The sequence below is a fragment of the Enterobacter asburiae genome (assembly GCF_007035645.1).
In the GTDB taxonomy this organism is placed as follows: domain Bacteria; phylum Pseudomonadota; class Gammaproteobacteria; order Enterobacterales; family Enterobacteriaceae; genus Enterobacter; species Enterobacter asburiae_B.
The window spans coordinates 4,407,596-4,428,250 of sequence record NZ_AP019632.1 but is presented as its reverse complement, the minus strand read 5'-3'; the positions used below and the strand labels follow the sequence as shown (position 1 = coordinate 4,428,250).

General features: G+C 56.9%; 21 protein-coding genes. 16 read left to right on the top strand and 5 right to left on the bottom strand.

Annotated elements, in window-relative coordinates; genetic code table 11:
- The first annotated feature begins 12 nt into the window (after window positions 1-12).
- Window positions 13-633, top strand: a complete 621-nt coding sequence (gene rhtC / locus FOY96_RS21215; protein WP_025757538.1) for a threonine export protein RhtC — start codon at window positions 13-15, stop codon at window positions 631-633.
- Here the strand turns inward: rhtC and rhtB are convergent.
- Entirely contained in the window at window positions 630-1,250 is a 621-nt protein-coding gene (gene rhtB, locus FOY96_RS21210; RefSeq protein ID WP_008501533.1) for a homoserine/homoserine lactone efflux protein, read from the bottom strand. The genes rhtC and rhtB overlap by 4 nt on opposite strands.
- A 110-nt stretch (window positions 1,251-1,360) precedes the next feature.
- Here rhtB and pldB point away from each other — a divergent pair, with 110 nt between their 5' ends.
- The 3 genes from pldB to FOY96_RS21195 all read left to right on the top strand — a co-directional run bounded on the left by pldB (window position 1,361) and on the right by FOY96_RS21195 (window position 4,167).
- Window positions 1,361-2,353, top strand: a complete 993-nt coding sequence (gene pldB / locus FOY96_RS21205; RefSeq protein WP_143347697.1) for a lysophospholipase L2 — start codon at window positions 1,361-1,363, stop codon at window positions 2,351-2,353.
- A 31-nt stretch (window positions 2,354-2,384) separates the two neighbouring features.
- Complete coding sequence (gene yigL, locus FOY96_RS21200) at window positions 2,385-3,185, top strand: sugar/pyridoxal phosphate phosphatase YigL (RefSeq protein ID WP_143347696.1); 801 nt, start codon at window positions 2,385-2,387, stop codon at window positions 3,183-3,185.
- An 82-nt stretch (window positions 3,186-3,267) separates the two neighbouring features.
- The gene (locus FOY96_RS21195) at window positions 3,268-4,167 is read left to right on the top strand and encodes a carboxylate/amino acid/amine transporter (RefSeq protein ID WP_033146894.1); all 900 of its coding nucleotides are present in this window, start codon (window positions 3,268-3,270) and stop codon (window positions 4,165-4,167) included.
- On the opposite strand, the gene metR is transcribed toward FOY96_RS21195, so the two are convergent.
- On the bottom strand, window positions 4,055-5,008 hold the full coding sequence (gene metR, locus FOY96_RS21190) for an HTH-type transcriptional regulator MetR (protein ID WP_023309616.1): 954 nt from the start codon (window positions 5,006-5,008) through the stop codon (window positions 4,055-4,057). The two genes, FOY96_RS21195 and metR, sit on opposite strands and share 113 nt — an antisense overlap.
- Before the next feature lie 115 nt (window positions 5,009-5,123).
- Here metR and metE point away from each other — a divergent pair, with 115 nt between their 5' ends.
- A complete protein-coding gene (metE, locus tag FOY96_RS21185) occupies window positions 5,124-7,385 on the top strand; it encodes a 5-methyltetrahydropteroyltriglutamate--homocysteine S-methyltransferase (protein ID WP_143347695.1) in 2,262 nt (753 codons plus the stop codon).
- A 46-nt stretch (window positions 7,386-7,431) separates the two neighbouring features.
- On the opposite strand, the gene FOY96_RS21180 is transcribed toward metE, so the two are convergent.
- Window positions 7,432-8,238: a dienelactone hydrolase family protein gene (locus FOY96_RS21180; protein ID WP_023333795.1), complete on the bottom strand. Its 807-nt coding sequence runs from the start codon at window positions 8,236-8,238 to the stop codon at window positions 7,432-7,434.
- Window positions 8,239-8,493: 255 nt separating this feature from the next.
- Here FOY96_RS21180 and udp point away from each other — a divergent pair, with 255 nt between their 5' ends.
- The 9 genes from udp (at window position 8,494) to tatD (ending at window position 16,404) form a co-directional block, all read left to right on the top strand.
- Entirely contained in the window at window positions 8,494-9,255 is a 762-nt protein-coding gene (udp, locus tag FOY96_RS21175; RefSeq protein WP_003860792.1) for a uridine phosphorylase, read from the top strand.
- A gap of 139 nt (window positions 9,256-9,394) precedes the next feature.
- Window positions 9,395-10,852 carry a DNA recombination protein RmuC gene (rmuC, locus tag FOY96_RS21170; RefSeq protein WP_143347694.1) on the top strand — a complete coding sequence of 486 codons (1,458 nt, stop codon included), beginning with the start codon at window positions 9,395-9,397 and terminating at the stop codon, window positions 10,850-10,852.
- 66 nt (window positions 10,853-10,918) lie between these two features.
- Window positions 10,919-11,674: a bifunctional demethylmenaquinone methyltransferase/2-methoxy-6-polyprenyl-1,4-benzoquinol methylase UbiE gene (gene ubiE / locus FOY96_RS21165; protein ID WP_023309612.1), complete on the top strand. Its 756-nt coding sequence runs from the start codon at window positions 10,919-10,921 to the stop codon at window positions 11,672-11,674.
- Between the two features lie 13 nt (window positions 11,675-11,687).
- Window positions 11,688-12,293, top strand: a complete 606-nt coding sequence (gene ubiJ, locus FOY96_RS21160) for a ubiquinone biosynthesis protein UbiJ (protein WP_143347693.1) — start codon at window positions 11,688-11,690, stop codon at window positions 12,291-12,293.
- Window positions 12,290-13,930: a ubiquinone biosynthesis regulatory protein kinase UbiB gene (gene ubiB, locus FOY96_RS21155; RefSeq protein ID WP_029741825.1), complete on the top strand. Its 1,641-nt coding sequence runs from the start codon at window positions 12,290-12,292 to the stop codon at window positions 13,928-13,930. The genes ubiJ and ubiB overlap by 4 nt, the downstream gene beginning before the upstream one ends.
- A 76-nt stretch (window positions 13,931-14,006) precedes the next feature.
- A complete protein-coding gene (gene tatA / locus FOY96_RS21150; protein ID WP_024908000.1) occupies window positions 14,007-14,261 on the top strand; it encodes a Sec-independent protein translocase subunit TatA in 255 nt (84 codons plus the stop codon).
- 3 nt (window positions 14,262-14,264) lie between these two features.
- On the top strand, window positions 14,265-14,807 hold the full coding sequence (tatB, locus tag FOY96_RS21145; protein WP_047059130.1) for a Sec-independent protein translocase protein TatB: 543 nt from the start codon (window positions 14,265-14,267) through the stop codon (window positions 14,805-14,807).
- 2 nt (window positions 14,808-14,809) lie between these two features.
- The gene (gene tatC, locus FOY96_RS21140; protein WP_047059131.1) at window positions 14,810-15,580 is read left to right on the top strand and encodes a Sec-independent protein translocase subunit TatC; all 771 of its coding nucleotides are present in this window, start codon (window positions 14,810-14,812) and stop codon (window positions 15,578-15,580) included.
- Window positions 15,581-15,621: 41 nt separating this feature from the next.
- Entirely contained in the window at window positions 15,622-16,404 is a 783-nt protein-coding gene (gene tatD / locus FOY96_RS21135; protein WP_143347692.1) for a 3'-5' ssDNA/RNA exonuclease TatD, read from the top strand.
- Here the strand turns inward: tatD and rfaH are convergent.
- Window positions 16,401-16,892, bottom strand: coding sequence for a transcription/translation regulatory transformer protein RfaH (rfaH, locus tag FOY96_RS21130; RefSeq protein ID WP_033146887.1), 492 nt, complete (start codon window positions 16,890-16,892; stop codon window positions 16,401-16,403). The genes tatD and rfaH overlap by 4 nt on opposite strands.
- Window positions 16,893-17,065: 173 nt before the next feature.
- Here rfaH and ubiD point away from each other — a divergent pair, with 173 nt between their 5' ends.
- Together ubiD and fre are read left to right on the top strand one after the other, a co-directional pair.
- Window positions 17,066-18,556 (top strand): 4-hydroxy-3-polyprenylbenzoate decarboxylase, encoded by a 1,491-nt coding sequence (ubiD, locus tag FOY96_RS21125; RefSeq protein ID WP_161496003.1) that lies wholly within the window; start codon window positions 17,066-17,068, stop codon window positions 18,554-18,556.
- A 42-nt stretch (window positions 18,557-18,598) separates the two neighbouring features.
- Window positions 18,599-19,300, top strand: coding sequence for an NAD(P)H-flavin reductase (gene fre / locus FOY96_RS21120; protein WP_008501516.1), 702 nt, complete (start codon window positions 18,599-18,601; stop codon window positions 19,298-19,300).
- A gap of 182 nt (window positions 19,301-19,482) precedes the next feature.
- On the opposite strand, the gene fadA is transcribed toward fre, so the two are convergent.
- Entirely contained in the window at window positions 19,483-20,646 is a 1,164-nt protein-coding gene (fadA, locus tag FOY96_RS21115) for an acetyl-CoA C-acyltransferase FadA (RefSeq protein WP_109846471.1), read from the bottom strand.
- Window positions 20,647-20,655: the final 9 nt, after the last annotated feature.

Here is a 20,655-nt window from a genome sequence, read left to right as displayed (position 1 = left end):
CGCGAGCTAATTATGTTAATGCTATTTCTCACCGTGGCGTTAGTGCACATCGTTGCGCTGATGAGCCCCGGCCCGGACTTTTTCTTCGTATCACAAACGGCCGTCAGCCGCTCCCGCAAAGAGGCGATGATGGGCGTGCTCGGTATCACCATGGGCGTTATGGTCTGGGCGGCCGTTGCGCTGCTCGGTCTGAACCTTATCCTGGCGAAGATGGCCTGGCTGCATAACATCATTATGGTCGGCGGCGGGCTGTACCTGTGCTGGATGGGCTACCAGATGCTGCGCGGGGCGCTGAAGAAAGAAGAGAAAAAACCGCAAGAGCCGAAGGTCGAGCTGGCTACGGGCGGTCGCAGCTTTGTAAAAGGGCTGCTGACCAATCTGGCGAACCCAAAAGCGATTATCTATTTCGGCTCGGTGTTCTCGCTGTTTGTCGGCGATAGCGTCGGCGCGGGCGCACGCTGGGGCATCTTCCTGCTGATCGTCGTTGAAACCTTTGCCTGGTTTACCATCGTAGCCAGCCTGTTCGCCTTACCGGCAATGCGCCGCGGCTACCAGCGTATCGCGAAGTGGATTGACGGCTTCGCCGGCGCGCTGTTCGCCGGCTTCGGCATTCATCTCATCATTTCTCGCTAAGCATGACGCGCTGACGCAAGCAGCGCGCCAACCAGCATAAACAGCGAACCAAAGACTTTATTCAGGGCCTTCATCTGCTTAGGCCCTTTAATCCATGCCGCAATTCGCTGCGCCAGCGTCGCGTAACCAATCATCACGATGATGTCGACGATAATGGTGGTCGCGCCGAGCACCACGTATTGCATCACCTGCGGCTGATGCGGAACGATAAACTGCGGGAACAGCGCGGCGAGGAAAACGATGCTCTTCGGGTTGGTCAGGTTGACGAACACCGCACGCTTAAACAGATGGCCGCGGTTTTGCGTCTGAGCCAGCGTATTCAGGTTGATGGAGCCTGCCGCGCGCCACTGCTGGATGCCGAGCCAAATCAGATACGCTGCCCCGGCCCATTTCAGCACCTCAAAGGCCAGCACGGAGCGGGAGAACAGGGTCCCCAGACCGATCCCGACCAGCACAATATGAATGCCCAGCCCGGTCTGCAAACCGGCAATCGACGCTGCCGCACCGCGGTAGCCGTGGTTGATGGAGGTGGTCATGGTGTTAATAGCACCCGAACCCGGAGAAAGGCTGAGGATAATGGATGTCAGCAGGTAGGCGAACCACCATTCGAAGGTCATTTGAAACTCCCGAACCGTCTATTTTTATGCCACAATACGCTATTATTGAGTCATTTTGTGACCGGTGACGAAAAAAACGATATTCCCTGGATTACGTGAGTGGAAACCCAATGTTTCAGCAGAAAAAGGACTGGGAAACACGAGAAAACGCTTTTGCTGCTTTCTCTATGGGGCCGCTGACCGATTTCTGGCGGCAGCGTGAGGAAGATGAGTTTACGGGCATCGGGGGCGTCCCGGTGCGTTTCGTTCGTTTCCGAAATGAAAAAAATGACCGGGTGATAGTGGTCTGCCCTGGGCGTATTGAAAGCTACGTTAAATATGCCGAGCTGGCCTATGACCTGGTCCATATGGGGTTCGATGTCCTGATCCTCGACCATCGTGGACAGGGGCTGTCCGGACGTATGCTGCCGGACACACACCGTGGGCACGTCGATCGCTTCAGCGATTACGTCGACGATTTTGCCGCGTTCTGGCAGCAGGACGTTCAGCCCGGCCCCTGGCGCAAGCGGTATATCCTTGCGCACTCCATGGGCGGCGCCATTTCGACGCTGTTTTTGCAGCGTTATGCGCACCAGTGCGACGCCATTGCGCTCACCGCGCCGATGTACGGTATCGTGATCCGTTTTCCTGACTGGATGGTGCGCCATCTTCTTGACTGGGCTGAGGGCCATCAGCGCATTCGTGAAGGTTATGCCATTGGCACAGGACGCTGGCGCGCGCTGCCGTTCGCCATCAACGTCTTAACCCACAGCCGGCAGCGTTATCGCCGCAACCTGCGCTTTTATGCCGATGAACCGCGCTTGCGCGTCGGCGGCCCGACCTGGCACTGGGTGCGGGAGGGGATTCTGGCCGGTGAGCAGGTGCTGGCGGGCGTAGGCGATGATGACACGCCGACGCTTCTGATCCAGGCGGAAGAAGAGCGTGTGGTGGATAACCGCATGCATGACCGCTATTGTGAACTGCGCGCTGCAGCCGGTCACCCTTGTGAAGGGGGTAAACCGCTGGTCATTAACGGCGCGTTCCATGAGATCCTTTTTGAAAAGGACGCTATGCGCTCAGTCGCGCTCAACGCCATTGTTGAATTTTTCAACAGGCATAATTGATTCTTGTTTTCCACCAGAGGTTGAAATCCCTATGTACCAGGTTGTTGCATCTGATTTAGATGGCACGCTGCTTTCCCCCGACCACACCCTGTCGCCTTATGCGAAAGAGACCTTAAAACTCCTGACTGCCCGTGGCGTGAACTTTGTGTTCGCCACCGGCCGCCACCACGTGGACGTGGGGCAGATCCGCGATAATCTTGAGATCAAATCGTACATGATCACCTCCAACGGTGCGCGCGTGCATGATACCGACGGCAACCTGATCTTTACCCACAATCTGGATCGCGATATTGCCGCCGATCTGTTCGGCGTGGTGCATAACAACCCGGCTATCGTCACTAACGTTTACCGCGACGACGACTGGTTCATGAACCGCCACCGCCCGGATGAAATGCGTTTCTTCAAGGAAGCGGTATTCAACTACTCCCTCTACGAACCGGGCCTGCTGGAGCCGGAAGGGATCAGCAAGGTGTTCTTCACCTGTGACAGCCACGACGAGCTACTCCCGCTTGAACAGGCGATCAACGCCCGCTGGGGCGATCGCGTCAACGTGAGCTTCTCAACCCTGACCTGTCTGGAAGTAATGGCGGGTGGCGTCTCCAAAGGTCACGCGCTGGAAGCGGTTGCGAAACGTCTGGGCTTCGGGCTGAAAGACTGTATCGCCTTCGGTGACGGCATGAACGACGCCGAGATGCTTTCGATGGCGGGCAAGGGCTGCATCATGCAGAACGCGCACCAGCGTCTGAAGGATCTGCACCCTGAGCTGGAAGTGATTGGTTCTAACGCTGACAACGCGGTACCGAAGTATCTGCGCAAACTGTTCCTTGAATAATCTTCATTCGGTTGTTTATTGCTCAGTTGTCAACTAAAGAGTTCGCTACAATGCCTCTCCTTCTTTCTGAGAGACAAGCATTGTGGCGCTACTCATTATCACCACTATCCTGTGGGCCTTCTCCTTTAGCCTGATTGGCGAATACCTTGCCGGTTCGGTCGACAGCTACTTCTCGGTGCTGATGCGCGTGGGGCTGGCGGCGCTGGTGTTCCTGCCGTTTCTGCGCGCGCGCGGGCAATCGCTGAAAACGATTGTGCTGTATATGCTGGTGGGGGCGATGCAGCTCGGCATCATGTATTTGTTCAGCTTCCGGGCCTACGTCTACCTGTCCGTCTCTGAATTCCTGCTCTTTACCGTGCTGACGCCGCTCTATATCACGCTGATTTACGACCTGCTCAGCAGACGCCGTCTGCGCTGGGGATACCTGCTGAGCGCCGCGCTGGCGGTGATCGGCGCGGCGATTATTCGCTATGACAAAGTCAGCGATCACTTCTGGACCGGACTGATGTTCGTCCAGCTCGCCAACATCAGCTTCGCCATCGGCATGGTGGGCTACAAACGCCTGATGGAAACCCGTCCGATGCCGCAGCATAACGCGTTTGCCTGGTTCTATATGGGCGCCGCGATTGTCGCGGTGGCGGCGTGGTTTATGCTCGGCAACCCGCAAAAACTGCCGACCACCGCCGTGCAGTGGGGCGTTCTGGTCTGGCTGGGCGTAGTGGCGTCAGGGCTGGGATACTTCATGTGGAACTACGGCGCTACGCAGGTAGACGCCGGTACGCTGGGGATCATGAATAACGTGCATGTCCCGGCAGGGCTGCTGGTCAACCTCGCCATCTGGCAGCAACAGCCGCACTGGCCGAGCTTCCTTATTGGGGGAGCGGTGATCCTGGCTTCGCTGTGGGTCCATCGCCGATGGGTCGCTCCGCGCTCCGCACAAACGGAAGATGGTCGCACGCGTGGTTCCGCGCTGAGCGAATAAACGCCTCCGTAATCGGCTGACGCTGCTCGCCATCGCGCACGGCGGCGTACAGTCGGCTCCACAATCCTTCACCCAGGGTTTTGGTCTGCACCAGACCCTGGCGTTCAAAACTCTCCACCACCCAGTGCGGCAGCGCCGCGATACCCATTCTGGCCGCCACCATCTGAATCAGCAGCAGGGTGTTATCCACGCTTTTCAGCTGCGGGCTAATGCCTGCCGGCTGCAGGAAGTGGCGCCAGATATCCAGGCGGCTGCGCTGCACCGGATAAATCAGCAGCGTCTCTGTCGCCAGGTCTTCCGGCGTGATGCGCGTTTTGGCGGCCAGCGGGTGATCCGGCGCCAGCACCAGGCGCACTTCATAATCAAACATCGGCGAATAGTGCAGGCCGCTGCGCGGCAGGATGTCAGAGGTCATGACCAGATCCAGCTCGCCCTGCTGCAGCGACGGCTGCGGGTCAAAGGTCACACCGGATTTGAAGTCCATCTCCACCTGCGGCCACTTCTGGCGGAAGTTTTCAAGCGCGGGGGTCAGCCACTGAATACAGCTGTGGCACTCAATGGCGATGCGCAGTTTGGTCTGCTGCGGTTCGTTACACGCCTGCAGCGCGCTCGCGATTTGCGGCAGTACCTGATTCGCCAGCTGAAGAAGAATTTCACCCTGCGGCGTAAAGCGTAGCGGCTGGCTCTTACGCACAAAAAGACGGAAGCCGAGGCGTTGTTCCAGATCGCTGAACTGGTGAGAAAGGGCGGACTGGGTCTGGTGCAGCGTGGCCGCAGCCGCCGCGAGCGAACCGCAGTTCCGCAACGCTTGTAGCGTTTTCAGGTGTTTAATCTCGATCATGAAAGTCCTTCACTTCGCCATGAACATATTGCGCTTGAGGAATATACAGTACCTGCCAATTATAGAAGTGTAAACATCTGGACGTCTAAATAACGAATTTCACAAGGGGCACACCATGACAATCCGCAATCACACTCTCGGTTTCCCTCGCGTCGGCCTGCGTCGCGAGCTGAAAAAAGCGCAAGAAAGCTACTGGGCGGGTAATGCCACCCGTGAAGAACTGCTGGCGGCAGGACGCGAGCTGCGCGCCCGCCACTGGGATCAGCAAAAACAGGCGGGCATTGACCTGCTACCGGTGGGCGATTTCGCCTGGTACGACCATGTTCTGACGACCAGCCTGCTGCTTGGCAACGTGCCGGCTCGTCATCAGAACAAAGATGGATCGGTAGATATCGATAACCTGTTCCGCATCGGCCGTGGCCGCGCGCCGACGGGTGAGCCAGCGGCAGCGGCGGAAATGACCAAGTGGTTTAACACCAACTATCACTATATGGTGCCGGAGTTCGTCAAAGGTCAGCAGTTCAGGCTGGCCTGGACGCAGCTTCTGGACGAAGTGGATGAAGCGCTGGCGCTGGGCCACCAGGTGAAGCCGGTGCTGCTCGGGCCGGTAACGTACCTGTGGCTGGGCAAAGTAAAGGGCGAGCCTTTTGACCGACTCAGCCTGCTGAAGGATATTCTGCCGGTCTACAAACAGGTACTGAGTGAGCTGGGCAAACGCGGCATTCAGTGGGTGCAAATCGACGAACCGGCGCTGGTGCTTGAGCTGCCGCAGGATTGGCTCGATGCCTTCAAACCGGCGTATGACGCGCTCACCGGTCAGGTAAAACTCCTGCTGACGACCTATTTTGAAGGCGTGACGCCGAACCTGAAGACCATTACCGCGCTGCCGGTCCAGGGCCTGCACGTTGACCTCGTACACGGTAAAGATGATGTGGCGGAGCTGCACAAGCGTTTGCCAGCGGACTGGCTGCTCTCTGCCGGGCTGATCAACGGCCGTAACGTCTGGCGCGCCGATCTCACCGAGAAATACGCGCAAATCAAAGACATCGTCGGCAAACGTGAGCTGTGGGTGGCCTCGTCCTGTTCGCTGCTGCACAGCCCGATCGATCTGAGCGTAGAGACCCGTCTGGATGCCGAGGTGAAAAGCTGGTTTGCTTTCGCCCTGCAAAAATGTGAAGAGCTGACGCTGCTGCGCGACGCGCTGAACAGCGGCGACACGGCGGCGATTACCGAATGGAGCGCGCCGACCCAGGCGCGCCGTCACTCGGCGCGCGTGCACAACCCGGCGGTGGAAAAACGCCTGGCGGCCATCACCGCCCGGGACAGCCAGCGGCAGAGCCCGTACGAGGTGCGCGCTGAAGCGCAGCGCGCCCGCTTTAATCTGCCCGCGTGGCCGACCACCACAATTGGCTCTTTCCCGCAGACTACGGAGATCCGCGGCCTGCGCCTGGACTTTAAAAAGGGCAATCTGGATGCGAATCACTACCGCACCGGCATCGCCGAACACATCAAGCAGGCGATTATCGAGCAGGAACGCCTGGGGCTGGACGTGCTGGTGCACGGCGAGGCCGAGCGTAACGACATGGTGGAATACTTCGGCGAGCACCTGGACGGCTTTGTCTTTACCCAGAACGGCTGGGTGCAGAGCTACGGCTCCCGCTGCGTGAAGCCGCCGGTGGTCATTGGTGACGTCAGCCGCCCGGAAGCGATCACCGTGGAGTGGGCGAAGTATGCCCAGTCCCTGACCGACAAGCCCGTAAAAGGGATGCTCACCGGTCCGGTGACCATTCTCTGCTGGTCGTTCCCGCGTGAAGACGTGACTCGTGAAACCATCGCCAAACAGATCGCCCTGGCGCTGCGTGATGAGGTGGCGGATCTGGAAGCGGCAGGCATTGGCATTATTCAGATTGACGAACCGGCCCTGCGCGAAGGCTTGCCGCTGCGCCGCAGCGACTGGGATGCCTACCTGCAGTGGGGCGTGGAGGCGTTCCGCATCAACGCCGCGGTGGCGAAGGACGATACCCAGATCCACACCCACATGTGTTACTGCGAATTCAACGACATCATGGATTCGATTGCCGCGCTCGATGCCGACGTGATCACCATCGAGACCTCGCGTTCAGACATGGAGCTGCTGGAGTCGTTTGAAGAGTTCGACTACCCGAATGAAATCGGGCCGGGCGTGTACGACATTCACTCCCCGAACGTGCCGAGCGTGGAGTGGATTGAAGCCCTGCTGAAAAAAGCGGCCCAGCGCATTCCGGCAGAGCGCCTGTGGGTGAACCCGGACTGCGGACTGAAAACCCGCGGCTGGCCGGAGACGCGCGCGGCGCTGGCGAACATGGTGAAGGCGGCGCAGAACCTGCGTCAGGCTTGATGATGCGTAGGCCCGGTAAGGCATAGCCGCCACCGGGCTTTTTTTATTACGCTTTCTTACCGCCGTATTGGCTAAACCACGCCAGCATTCTCTGCCAGCCATCTTTGGCTGATTCTGCGTGATAGCTCGGACGATAATCGGCGTTAAACGCGTGCCCGGCATCCGGATACACCACGATCTCCGCCTTCGCATTGGCCGCACGGAGCGCATGGCGCATGGTCTCTACCGAATCCAGCGAAATACCGGTGTCCTGACCGCCGTAAAGCCCTAACACGGGGGCGTTTAGCTCCGTGGCGATATCGACGGGATGTTTCGGTGAATTCAGCGTTTTCTCACCCACCAGTTTGCCGTACCAGGCGACAGCGGCTTTGAGCTGCGGGTTATGCGCGGCATACAGCCAGCTAATGCGTCCACCCCAGCAGAAACCGGTGACCAGAAGACGATGCGGATCGCCGCCGTTGCGCGCCGCCCAGCTGGCGACGTGGTCGAGATCGGCCAGCACCTGCGCGTCCGGGACTTTGCTCACCAGGTTGCTGAGCAATGTTGGAATATCGCTGTAGTCGTTCGGATCGCCCTGACGGAAGTAGAGCTCTGGCGCAACGGCCAGATACCCTTCCAGCGCCAGCCGGCGGCAGAGGTCGCGAATGTGTTCGTGAACACCAAATATCTCCTGAATCACAATCACGATGGGCAGCGGACCGTCTGCCGATTTTGGCCGTGCGTGATAAGCAGGCATATTCTCCCCCTGCGAGGGAATGGAGGTCTCGCCCGCGGTAATTGCCGCTTCTGGCGTCGACACGATGGTTGAAGCATGTGGGGCCGCAGCAGGTGCAAAACCGGTTTTTTCAGTCATGGCATTCTCCGTACCAATGAGTTAGCGCAAAGGTAAATATAGACACCAGGTTAACAACTCACAGTGCCTTAAACGGTCTATCTTTTGTGCAGCACCTGGCGTTATAACTTGTTAATGTGATGTGAATCACTTTTTTATGGAAATTCAATGTAATCATTTTCATTCATGGTGAGGTGTGTCACGAAAATATGCTTACTGCTTCTGTAAAGTACCGTTTTACTTCTTCTGACTAACCGACCCACAGAGGAGTCACCTATGTCTAAGTCTGATGTTTTTCATCTCGGCCTCACCAAAAACGATTTACAAGGGGCTACGCTCGCTATCGTCCCTGGCGATCCTGAGCGTGTGGAAAAGATCGCCGCGCTGATGGATAAGCCGGTCAAGCTGGCTGCCCATCGTGAGTTCACCACCTGGCGCGCAGAGCTGGATGGCAAAGCGGTGATCGTGTGCTCTACCGGTATCGGTGGTCCGTCTACCTCTATTGCTGTTGAAGAGCTGGCGCAGCTGGGCATTCGTACTTTCCTGCGTATCGGTACCACCGGCGCTATCCAGCCGCACATCAACGTCGGAGACGTGCTGGTCACGACCGCGTCCGTTCGTCTGGACGGCGCAAGCCTGCATTTTGCTCCGATGGAGTTCCCGGCAGTGGCTGATTTCGAATGCACCACCGCGCTGGTTGAAGCCGCGAAATCCGTGGGCGCAACCACCCACGTGGGCGTCACCGCCTCTTCCGACACCTTCTACCCGGGCCAGGAGCGTTACGACACCTTCTCAGGCCGCGTGGTAAGCCGTTTCAAAGGCTCAATGGAAGAGTGGCAGTCCATGGGCGTGATGAACTACGAAATGGAATCCGCAACGCTGCTGACCATGTGCGCAAGCCAGGGTCTGCGTGCCGGTATGGTGGCGGGCGTTATCGTCAACCGCACCCAGCAGGAGATCCCGAACGCTGAAACCATGAAGCAGACCGAAAGTCATGCAGTGAAAATCGTGGTGGAAGCAGCGCGTCGCCTGATCTGATCCTCTCTTCTGTAATCAAAGGCCGACGCGTTCGGCCTTTATTTTTTGCGTAGCGCCTCGCAGGAAAACCCTTTCAAACTGGACGTTTATACAGCACAATTCTATTTTGTGCGGGTAATACGTTGATGCAGGGGGCATTGTGGATATCTCGATCCTGATTTACGCGGTGATTGCGCTGGTGGGCTTAGGGATTGGCTGGCTGATTTCCAGCTACCAGCATGCGCAGCAGAAGGCCGACCAGTTGGCCGAGCGAGAAGAGATGGTCGCCGATTTAAGCGCGACAAAACAGCAGCTTGCTTTGAGCGAACACTGGCGCGACGAGTGCGAACTGCTCAACAACGAGCTGCGTAACTTGCGAGACATTAACACCTCGCTGGAGGCCGATCTCCGCGAAGTCACTACCCGCCTTGAATCCACCCAGCTGCATGCGGAAGACAAAATCCGCCAGATGATCAACAGCGAGCAGCGCCTCAGCGAACAGTTTGAGAACCTCGCCAACCGAATTTTTGAGCACAGCAACCGCCGCGTTGACGAACAGAACCGCCAGAGCCTGAACAGCCTGCTGACGCCGCTGCGCGAACAGCTGGACGGTTTTCGCCGTCAGGTGCAGGACAGCTTTGGTCAGGAGGCCCGCGAGCGGCACACGCTGGCGCATGAGATTCGCAATCTCCAGCAGCTGAATGCGCAAATGGCGCAGGAAGCAGTCAACCTGACCCGCGCGCTGAAAGGGGATAACAAAACCCAGGGCAACTGGGGAGAAGTGGTGCTGACCCGCGTGCTGGAGGCCTCTGGTCTGCGGGAGGGGTATGAATACGAAACGCAGGTGAGTATTGAAAACGATGCCCGCTCGCGTATGCAGCCGGATGTGATTGTTCGGCTGCCGCAGGGTAAAGATGTGGTGATTGACGCCAAAATGACGCTGGTGGCGTATGAACGTTACTTTAATGCGGACGATGACTACACCCGCGAGTCTGCGCTGCAGGAGCACATTGCCTCCGTGCGTAATCATATTCGCCTGCTTGGCAGAAAAGACTACCAGCAGCTGCCGGGTCTGCGCTCGCTGGACTATGTCCTGATGTTCATCCCGGTAGAACCCGCATTCCTGCTGGCACTCGACAGACAGCCTGAACTTATCACCGAAGCGCTCAAAAATAACATTATGCTGGTCAGCCCCACCACGCTGCTGGTGGCGTTACGCACCATTGCGAACCTGTGGCGCTACGAGCACCAGAGCCGCAACGCGCAGCAGATTGCCGATCGTGCCAGCAAGCTGTATGACAAAATGCGCCTCTTCGTGGACGACATGTCTTCAGTTGGGCAGAGCCTGGATCGTGCGCAGGATAACTACCGCCAGGCGATGAAAAAACTCGCCTCCGGACGCGGCAATCTGCTGGCACAGGCCGAATCATTCCGCAGCCTGGGGGTTGAGGTTAAACGAGAGATTAATCCGGAATTGGTCGAACAGGCCACCGCCCAGGACGACGAGTTTCGACTGCGAGAAGGTGCGGACGAACAAAATACAAACAGTGAAGACAACACGTTAGCGGCGGATTTATCACCAGACGAGACTTCAGCGCGTTTCTTTCGCGGTGGTTGAAACGTAGGGCAAACGCGCCCAATCTGTTACACTTCACGAACATTTTACTGATAAGCAGGCTCTAAGATGGCTGACGATTCACAAGACACAACGCACTTTGGCTTTCAGACTGTCGCCAAAGCGCAGAAAGCTGACATGGTGGCCCACGTATTTCATTCCGTGGCGGCGAAGTACGATGTGATGAATGACCTGATGTCGTTCGGCATTCATCGCTTGTGGAAGCGCTTCACCATTGACTGCAGCGGCGTACGTCGTGGACAAACGGTGCTGGATTTAGCCGGCGGCACGGGCGATTTAACCGCCAAATTCTCCCGTCTGGTGGGCGAAACCGGTCGCGTAGTTCTCGCCGATATTAATGACTCCATGCTGAAAATGGGACGCGAAAAGCTGCGTAACATCGGCGTGGTGGGGAATGTGGAGTATGTGCAGGCAAACGCCGAAGCGCTGCCATTCCCGGACAATACCTTTGACTGCATCACGATCTCTTTCGGTCTGCGTAACGTGACCGATAAAGAAAAAGCGCTGCGCTCCATGTACCGCGTGCTGAAGCCGGGTGGACGTCTGCTGGTGCTCGAGTTCTCTAAACCGATCATTGAGCCGCTGAGCAAAGCCTACGACGCCTATTCCTTCCACGTGCTGCCGCGTATTGGTGAGCTGGTGGCTAACGACGCTGAAAGCTACCGCTATTTGGCGGAATCTATCCGTATGCACCCGGATCAGGACACATTAAAAGCCATGATGCAGGATGCAGAATTTGAAAATGTTGAATATTTCAACCTGACGGCGGGCGTCGTCGCGCTGCATCGCGGTTACAAATTCTGAGTGGAGGTGTCCCGTGCCCTTTAAACCCTTAGTCTCCGCAGGCATCGAGAATGTACTGAACGCTTTTCTGTATCGCGCCCCTGCGCTGAAAGCTGCACGTCAGCGGCTTAACGGGAAGGTATTACGTATTGTTTTAAAAGAGTTCTCGACGCCGCTTGTGCTGGTATTCAGCGAACGCCAGCTTGACGTTCTGGGGGCGTGGGAAGGTGAAGCCGACTGCTCGGTCATCACGCACATGAGCGTGCTGCCAAAACTGCGCGATCGCCAGCAGTTAACGGCGCTTATCCGCAGCGGTGAGCTGGAAGTGGAAGGCGACATTCAGGTCGTGCAGAACTTCGTTGCGCTCACCGATCTGGCGGAGTTCGACCCGGAAGAGCTGCTCGCGCCTTTTATCGGCGACATTGCCGCCGAAGGCATCGGGAAAGTCCTTCATGGCGGCGCCTCCTTTGCGCGTAAAAATCTTCAGCGCCAGCAACGCTATGCGGCGGAAGTGCTGACTGAGGAGTGGCGAATGGCGCCCGGGCCACTGGAAGTTGCATGGTTTGCGGAAGAGACCGCTGCTGTTGAACGTGCGGTTGATGCGTTAACCAAACGGCTGGAAAAACTGGAGGGCAAATGACGCCTGGTGAAATTCGGCGCCTCTATTTTATTATTCGCACCTTTTTGAGCTACGGGCTCGACGAGCTTATCCCCAAAATGCGTATCACGCTGCCGCTTCGTATCTGGCGGCGGATGCTCTTCTGGATGCCCAATCGCCATAAAGGTCAACCGCTGGGTGAGCGTCTGCGCCTGGCGCTGCAGGAGCTCGGCCCGGTTTGGATTAAATTCGGACAGATGCTGTCGACCCGCCGCGATCTCTTCCCGCCTCTGATTGCCGATGAGCTCGCGATGCTGCAGGATCGCGTCGCACCGTTTGACGGCGCGCGCGCGAAAAAGCAAATTGAAGAGGCGATGGGAAATGTCCCCGTCGAGACCTGGTTTGACGATTTCGACATTAAGCCACTGGCATCGGCCTCTATCGCGCAGGTGCACACCGCGCGTCTGAAAGAAAACGGCAAAGAAGTCGTTATTAAAGTCATTCGTCCGGACATCCTGCCAGTCATCAAAGCGGACATGAAGCTGATTTATCGGCTGGCGCGCTGGGTGCCACGCTTGCTGCCGGACGGGCGTCGCCTTCGTCCACTGGAAGTGGTGCGGGAATATGAAAAAACGCTGATTGATGAGCTTAACCTGCTGCGTGAATCGGCGAATGCCATTCAGCTGCGTCGCAACTTTGAAAACAGCCCGATGCTCTATGTACCTGAAGTCTATTCTGACTACTGCAGCCAGAACATGATGGTGATGGAACGTATCTACGGTATTCCGGTTTCGGATGTGGTCGCCCTGGAGAAACAGGGAACGAACATGAAGCTCCTGGCTGAACGAGGCGTACAGGTCTTCTTTACCCAGGTGTTCCGCGACAGCTTTTTCCATGCGGACATGCATCCGGGCAATATCTTCGTGAGCTACGAACATCCTGAGGATCCGAAGTATATCGGTATCGACTGCGGGATTGTGGGGTCGCTGAACAAAGAAGATAAACGGTATCTGGCTGAGAACTTCATCGCGTTTTTCAACCGCGACTACCGTAAGGTGGCCGAGCTGCACGTCGATTCCGGCTGGGTGCCGCCGGACACCAACGTCGAAGAGTTCGAGTTCGCGATCCGGACCGTTTGTGAACCGATTTTTGAAAAACCGCTGGCGGAAATTTCCTTCGGGCATGTGCTGTTAAACCTGTTCAACACGGCTCGCCGCTTTAATATGGAAGTTCAGCCACAGCTAGTTTTACTCCAGAAAACATTACTTTACGTTGAGGGTGTAGGCCGACAGCTCTATCCTCAGTTAGACTTGTGGAAGACCGCGAAACCTTTCCTTGAATCCTGGATTAAGGATCAGGTTGGCATTCCGGCGCTGGTGCGCTCGCTGAAAGAGAAAGGCCCGTTCTGGATAGAAAAAATGCCTGAAATTCCTGAACTGGTTTATGACAGTTTGCGTCAGAGCAAGAACCTTCAGCACAGCATGGATAAAATCGCCCGCGAACTTCAGTCCAGCCGTGTTCGCCAGGGACAGTCACGCTATCTCTTTGGGATTGGCGCAACGCTGCTGCTGAGCGGTACGCTGCTGCTGATCAACCGTCCGGACTGGCAGATGATGCCCGCCTGGCTGATGGCTGGCGGGGTGGTAGTCTGGCTAGCAGGCTGGCGAAAAACGCGCTGAGCGTGCGTCGCTATCGACGGGTCGCATACGTATAATGCGGCCTGACTCATTAATCATCTATCCCTGAGGAACATGTATGGGTGGTATCAGTATCTGGCAATTGTTGATCATTGCCGTCATCGTCGTGCTGCTGTTTGGCACCAAAAAGCTCGGTTCTATTGGTTCCGATCTGGGCGCGTCTATCAAAGGCTTCAAGAAAGCGATGAGCGATGATGAGAGCAAGCAGGATAAAACCAGCCAGGACGCTGACTTTACTGCTAAATCCATCGCCGACAAGCAAGAAGAAGCCAAAAAGGAAGACGCTAAACGCCACGATAAAGAGCAGGTGTAAGTCGTGTTCGACATTGGTTTTAGTGAGCTCCTGCTGGTCTTTGTGATTGGCCTGATTGTGCTGGGGCCGCAGCGTCTGCCGGTGGCAGTGAAAACCGTTGCGGGCTGGGTTCGTGCGCTGAGATCTCTGGCATCGACCGTTCAGAATGAACTGGCGCAGGAGCTTAAGCTGCAGGAATTTCAGGAAAGCCTGAAAAAGGTCGAGAAGGCGAGCATGGATAACCTGACGCCGGAACTGAAAGCGTCAATGGATGAGCTGCGCGAAGCGGCAGAATCGATGAAGCGCTCCTATAGCGTTAACGATCCTGAAAAAGCGAGCGATGAAGCGAACACCATCCATAACCCGGTGGTGAAGGGCAGCGAGGAGCAGCGCGAGGGCGTAACACCTGCCAGCGCTGAACATCAGGCTGCCGCGCCAGAACAGACGCCTCAGGAAACCGAAGTGAAAAAACAGGCGCAGCCGGAAGAGCCGGTAGCAAAAACGGCGGAAGTGAAGCCCGCTGCGTCCGTTTCCGAATCATCCCCCTCGTCGAGTGATAAAGCGTAAACATGGCAGTAGATGATACTCAACCGCTGATTACGCACCTCATTGAGCTGCGTAAGCGCCTGTTAAACTGCATTATTGCGGTTTTACTCATATTCCTGTGCCTGGTCTATTTTGCCAACGATATCTATCAGGTGGTCTCTGCGCCGCTGATCAAGCAGATGCCGCTGGGCGCAACGATGATTGCAACAGACGTTGCTTCGCCGTTCTTTACCCCCATCAAGCTGACCTTCTGGGTGTCGTTGATTGCTTCTGCACCGGTCATTCTTTACCAGGTGTGGGCGTTTGTGGCGCCCGCGCTGTATAAGCATGAACGCAAGCTGGTGATCCCGCTGCTGGTGTCCAGCTCGCTGCTGTTCTATATCGGCATGGCGTTTGCCTATTTCGTTGTCTTCCCGCTGGCCTTCGGCTTCCTGACGCATACCGCGCCGGAAGGGGTCCAGGTGTCGACGGATATCGCCAGCTACCTCAGCTTTGTGATGGCGCTGTTTATGGCGTTTGGCGTGGCATTCGAAGTGCCGGTGGCTATTGTGCTGCTCTGCTGGGTAGGAGTAACGACCCCGGATGACCTGCGTAAGAAGCGTCCGTATATCCTTGTGGGCGCTTTTGTTGTCGGCATGCTTCTGACACCGCCGGATGTGTTCTCGCAGACGCTGCTGGCCATACCGATGTACTGTCTGTTTGAGGTCGGCGTTTTCTTCTCGCGTTTCTACGTGGGTAAAGGACGTCGAGCGGATGACGAAGACGATACGTCCGACAAGACCACTAAAGAGTAAAACCAGCCGCCCGTCAGGGCGGTTGTTATATGGGGATTTGCATGTTTGATATCGGACTCAACCTGACCAGCTCGCAGTTTGCGAAAGATCGTGATGAGGTGGTTGCGCGTGCTTTTGCCGCCGGGGTGAAAGGACTGCTGCTGACGGGCACCAACGTGCATGAGAGCGAGCAGGCGCAGCAGCTGGCGCAACGTTACGATTGCTGTTGGTCTACTGCTGGCGTGCATCCTCACGACAGCAGCCAGTGGACCGCAGAAAGTGGCGACACCCTGTACAGGCTGGCAAAGACGCCAGACGTTGTGGCGATCGGCGAATGCGGTCTCGATTTCAACCGTAACTTTTCCACGCCTGAAGAGCAGGAAAAGGCGTTTACTGCCCAGCTTGCGCTGGCGGCAGAGCTTGGAATGCCCGTGTTTATGCACTGCCGCGACGCGCATGAACGTTTCCTGGCACTTCTGGAACCGTGGCTGGAGAAACTGCCCGGCGCGGTATTGCACTGTTTCACCGGTTCACGGCAGGAAGCGCTGGATTGCCTGGCGCGAGGGCTTTATCTGGGTATTACCGGCTGGGTGTGCGATGAGCGTCGCGGGCTTGAACTTCGTGAGCTATTGCCGGTAATCCCGGCTGACCGGCTGCTCCTCGAAACCGATGCGCCTTATCTGCTACCGCGCGACATGAAACCCAAACCGGCATCGCGGCGAAATGAGCCCGCGTATCTGGGGCACATTGTTGAGAGCGTCGCGAAGTGGCGCGGAGAGGATCCGCACTGGCTTTCGGCGCAGACGGATGACAACGTGCGTAATCTGTTCGGGATAAACGTTTAAAGCTTGCGGAAGTCGGTGTTTTTAACGCTCTGCAGCACCTGCTTGTTCAGCAGATTGAGCAACAGCATAGAGCGCGCTTCCCCGTCCGGCTCGGCAAAAATCGCCTGCAGGCCTTCGAAAGCGCCTTCGGTTATCACGACGCTATCGCCCGAGTAAGGAGTTTCGGGGTCGGTGATCCCTTCGGGCTGTTGATAAATCGACAGCTGATGAATGACCGTCGACGGAACCGTTGCCGGGTGGGCACCAAAACGAACGAAGTGGCTGACGCCGCGCGTTGCGCTGATGGTGGTGGTGTGGATGACTTCCGGGTCGAACTCCACGAAGAGGTAGTTCGGGAACAACGGCTCACTGACGGTTGTGCGCTTCCCGCGCTGCATTTTTTCAAGCGTGATCACGGGTGTCAGGCAATTTACAGACTGACGTTCAAGATGTTCCTGCGCGCGCTGAAGTTGCCCGCGTTTGCAATACAGTAAATACCAGGCCTGCATAATCACTCTTTCCCTTAGTTCGGGGCGCAAGCATATCAAAACCCTGGCGGGATCGCTAAGTTGATTATAATGGGGGAAAATGGAACAGAACGCATAAGTTCACGCTTATTTAACAAAATTACAGCATCAAGCAGGCTTACGCCGTATAATGAAGCGCTTACAGAGAGGCCATGATTAACTGCATGAAATACCACGATCTCCGCGACTTCCTGACGCTGCTGGAAAAGCAGGGTGAACTCAAACGTATTACACTTCCTGTCGATCCTTATCTGGAGATGACAGAAATTGCTGACCGCACCCTGCGTGCCGGTGGCCCCGCATTACTGTTTGAAAATCCGAAAGGTTACTCCATGCCGGTGCTGTGCAACCTGTTTGGTACACCGCGTCGTGTTGCACTGGGAATGGGGCAGGAAGACGTCTCTGCGCTGCGTGAAGTCGGTAAACTGCTGGCGTTTCTGAAAGAGCCGGAGCCACCGAAGGGCTTCCGCGATCTGTTCGACAAGCTGCCGCAGTTTAAGCAGGTGCTGAACATGCCCACCAAACGCCTGCGCGGCGCGCCGTGCCAGCAGAAAGTGCTGGAAGGCGATGCGGTAGATCTGACTAAAATCCCCATCATGCAGTGCTGGCCTGAAGATGCCGCTCCGCTTATCACCTGGGGGCTGACCGTTACGCGCGGCCCGCACAAAGAGCGGCAAAACCTCGGTATTTACCGCCAGCAGTTGATTGGCAAGAATAAACTCATCATGCGCTGGCTGTCGCATCGCGGCGGCGCGCTGGATTTCCAGGAGTGGTGCGCTGCGCATCCGGGGGAGCGTTTCCCGGTGTCTGTCGCCTTAGGCGCCGATCCGGCCACCATTCTGGGAGCCGTCACGCCGGTGCCGGATACGCTCTCTGAATATGCGTTTGCAGGCCTGCTGCGCGGAACGAAAACCGAAGTCGTGAAGTGTATCTCTAACGATCTCGAAGTTCCGGCCAGTGCGGAAATTGTGCTGGAAGGTTACCTTGAGCAGGGTGAAATGGCGCCAGAAGGCCCTTACGGCGACCACACCGGCTATTACAACGAAGTGGATAACTTCCCTGTGTTTACCGTGACGCACATTACGCAGCGTGAAGATGCGATTTATCACTCCACGTATACCGGGCGTCCACCGGATGAACCGGCGGTGCTGGGCGTGGCGCTGAATGAAGTGTTTGTGCCGATCCTGCAAAAGCAGTTCCCGGAAATTGTTGATTTTTATCTGCCGCCTGAAGGATGCTCGTACCGTATGGCGGTGGTTACGATGAAGAAGCAGTATCCTGGTCATGCTAAACGCGTGATGATGGGCGTATGGTCTTTCCTGCGCCAGTTTATGTATACCAAATTTGTTATTGTCTGCGATGATGACGTTAACGCCCGCGACTGGAATGACGTAATCTGGGCCATTACCACGCGAATGGACCCGGCGCGCGATACGGTGTTAGTCGAAAATACGCCGATAGATTACCTGGATTTTGCCTCGCCGGTTTCCGGCCTTGGCTCAAAGATGGGACTGGATGCCACAAATAAATGGCCTGGCGAAACCGACCGTGAATGGGGTCGCCCGATCAAAAAAGATCCTGCAGTGACCGCGCGAATTGACGCGATCTGGGACGAGCTGGCCATAATGAATAACGGTAAACCCTGAGCTAACCGTTAAGCCCTATAGACTTCCCGACAGAGAGAGCGAATGACAACCTTAAGCTGTAAAGTGACCTCGGTAGATGCCATCACCGACACCGTATATCGCGTCCGTTTAGTGCCAGAAGCGCCATTCTCTTTCCGCGCGGGTCAGTACCTGATGGTTGTGATGGATGAGCGTGATAAGCGTCCTTTCTCTATGGCCTCAACGCCAGCGGAGCAGGAATTTATTGAGCTTCATATTGGTGCGTCAGAGCTTAACCTGTATGCGATGGCGGTGATGGATCGGATCCTGAAGGAACGTGAAATCGTGGTGGATATTCCGCACGGCGATGCGTGGCTGCGCGATGACGAAGACCGTCCGCTGATCCTGATCGCTGGTGGTACGGGCTTCTCTTATGTGCGCTCTATTCTGTTGACCGCCCTGGCGCGTAACCCGGACCGTGACATCACCATTTACTGGGGTGGCCGCGAAGAGAAACATCTGTACGACCTGTCTGAGCTGGAAGCGCTGAGCGTAACCCATCCTAACCTGCGCATTGAGCCGGTGGTCGAGCAGCCGGAAGAGGGCTGGCGTGGTCGCAGCGGGACGGTGCTGACGGCGGTGCTGCAGGATCACGGCACGCTGGCAGGGCACGATATCTATATCGCTGGCCGTTTTGAGATGGCGAAAATTGCCCGCGACCTGTTCTGCAACGAACGTGACGCGCGTGAAGACCGCCTGTTTGGCGATGCGTTTGCCTTCATTTAAATAAAAAACCCGCCCCTGACAGGCGGGAAGAACGGCAACTAAACTGTCTCTCTTCGCCAATGACGCCATAACTGCGTTGGCTGCGCTCGTTCACCCGAATCACTTACTTGAGTAAGCTCATCGGGATTCGCTCGCTTGCCGCCTTGTTCTGACGCCATTGGCTTTGAGATACTTTTCCTGATTTACACTCTCTCAAACACCGTCGCGATACCCTGACCCAGCCCGATACACATCGTTGCCAGACCAAACTGGGCATCTTTGCGTTCCATCAGGTTGATAAGCGTCGTGCTGATACGCGCCCCGGAGCAGCCCAGCGGGTGGCCGAGGGCGATCGCGCCGCCGTTGAGGTTAATCTTCTCGTCGATCTGCTCCATCAGCCCCAGATCTTTAATGCACGGCAGGATCTGCGCGGCGAACGCTTCGTTCATTTCAAACAGGTCGATGTCGCCGGCGGTTAATCCCGCTTTTTTCAGCGCCAGCTTCGAGGCCGGAACCGGGCCGTAACCCATGATTGAAGGATCGCAGCCCACGACCGCCATCGAACGTACCCGAGCGCGAGGCGTTAAGCCCAGCTCGCGGGCGCGGCTTTCGCTCATCACCAGCATCGCGGCGGCACCGTCGGACAGCGCCGACGAAGTACCTGCCGTTACCGTACCGGTGACCGGATCAAACGCAGGGCGCAGGGTAGAAAGCGCTTCTACGGTGGTTTCCGGGCGGATGACTTCGTCGTAGCTGAACTGCTTCAGTACGCCGTCAGCGTCGTGGCCGCCGGTCGGGATGATCTCATTCTTAAAGGCACCGGACTGCGTCGCCGCCCATGCGCGAGCGTGAGAGCGCGCGGCAAAGGCATCCTGCATTTCACGGCTAATGCCGTGCAGACGAGAGAGCATCTCGGCAGTCAGACCCATCATCCCCGCGGCTTTCGCCACGTTACGGCTCATGCCAGGATGAAAATCGACCCCGTGGCTCATCGGCACGTGCCCCATGTGCTCGACGCCGCCCACCAGGCAGGCCTGCGCATCACCGGTCATGATCATCCGCGCCGCGTCGTGCAGCGCCTGCATTGACGAACCGCACAGACGGTTGACGGTGACAGCCGGAACCGAGTGCGGGATCTCCGCCAGCAGCGACGCGTTACGGGCGATGTTGAAACCTTGCTCCAGGGTCTGCTGCACGCAGCCCCAGTAGATATCGTCCAGCGCAGCAGGATCCAGCGCCGGGTTACGCGCCAGCAGGCTACGCATCAGATGCGCGGAGAGGTCTTCCGCACGCACGTTACGGAATGCACCGCCTTTTGAACGGCCCATCGGGGTGCGAATCGCATCAACAATGACAACCTTTTCCATTGTGACTCC

Excerpts from the sequence above, each read along its gene's own strand:
- rhtC (WP_025757538.1), top strand. The coding sequence starts at position 13 with ATGTTAATGCTATTTCTCACCGTGGCGTTAGTGCACATCGTTGCGCTG.
- rhtB (WP_008501533.1), bottom strand. The coding sequence starts at position 1,250 with ATGACCTTCGAATGGTGGTTCGCCTACCTGCTGACATCCATTATCCTC.
- pldB (WP_143347697.1), top strand. The coding sequence starts at position 1,361 with ATGTTTCAGCAGAAAAAGGACTGGGAAACACGAGAAAACGCTTTTGCT.
- yigL (WP_143347696.1), top strand. The coding sequence starts at position 2,385 with ATGTACCAGGTTGTTGCATCTGATTTAGATGGCACGCTGCTTTCCCCC.
- metR (WP_023309616.1), bottom strand. The coding sequence starts at position 5,008 with ATGATCGAGATTAAACACCTGAAAACGCTACAAGCGTTGCGGAACTGC.
- metE (WP_143347695.1), top strand. The coding sequence starts at position 5,124 with ATGACAATCCGCAATCACACTCTCGGTTTCCCTCGCGTCGGCCTGCGT.
- FOY96_RS21180 (WP_023333795.1), bottom strand. The coding sequence starts at position 8,238 with ATGACTGAAAAAACCGGTTTTGCACCTGCTGCGGCCCCACATGCTTCA.
- udp (WP_003860792.1), top strand. The coding sequence starts at position 8,494 with ATGTCTAAGTCTGATGTTTTTCATCTCGGCCTCACCAAAAACGATTTA.
- ubiE (WP_023309612.1), top strand. The coding sequence starts at position 10,919 with ATGGCTGACGATTCACAAGACACAACGCACTTTGGCTTTCAGACTGTC.
- ubiB (WP_029741825.1), top strand. The coding sequence starts at position 12,290 with ATGACGCCTGGTGAAATTCGGCGCCTCTATTTTATTATTCGCACCTTT.
- tatA (WP_024908000.1), top strand. The coding sequence starts at position 14,007 with ATGGGTGGTATCAGTATCTGGCAATTGTTGATCATTGCCGTCATCGTC.
- tatC (WP_047059131.1), top strand. The coding sequence starts at position 14,810 with ATGGCAGTAGATGATACTCAACCGCTGATTACGCACCTCATTGAGCTG.
- tatD (WP_143347692.1), top strand. The coding sequence starts at position 15,622 with ATGTTTGATATCGGACTCAACCTGACCAGCTCGCAGTTTGCGAAAGAT.
- rfaH (WP_033146887.1), bottom strand. The coding sequence starts at position 16,892 with ATGCAGGCCTGGTATTTACTGTATTGCAAACGCGGGCAACTTCAGCGC.
- fre (WP_008501516.1), top strand. The coding sequence starts at position 18,599 with ATGACAACCTTAAGCTGTAAAGTGACCTCGGTAGATGCCATCACCGAC.
- fadA (WP_109846471.1), bottom strand. The coding sequence starts at position 20,646 with ATGGAAAAGGTTGTCATTGTTGATGCGATTCGCACCCCGATGGGCCGT.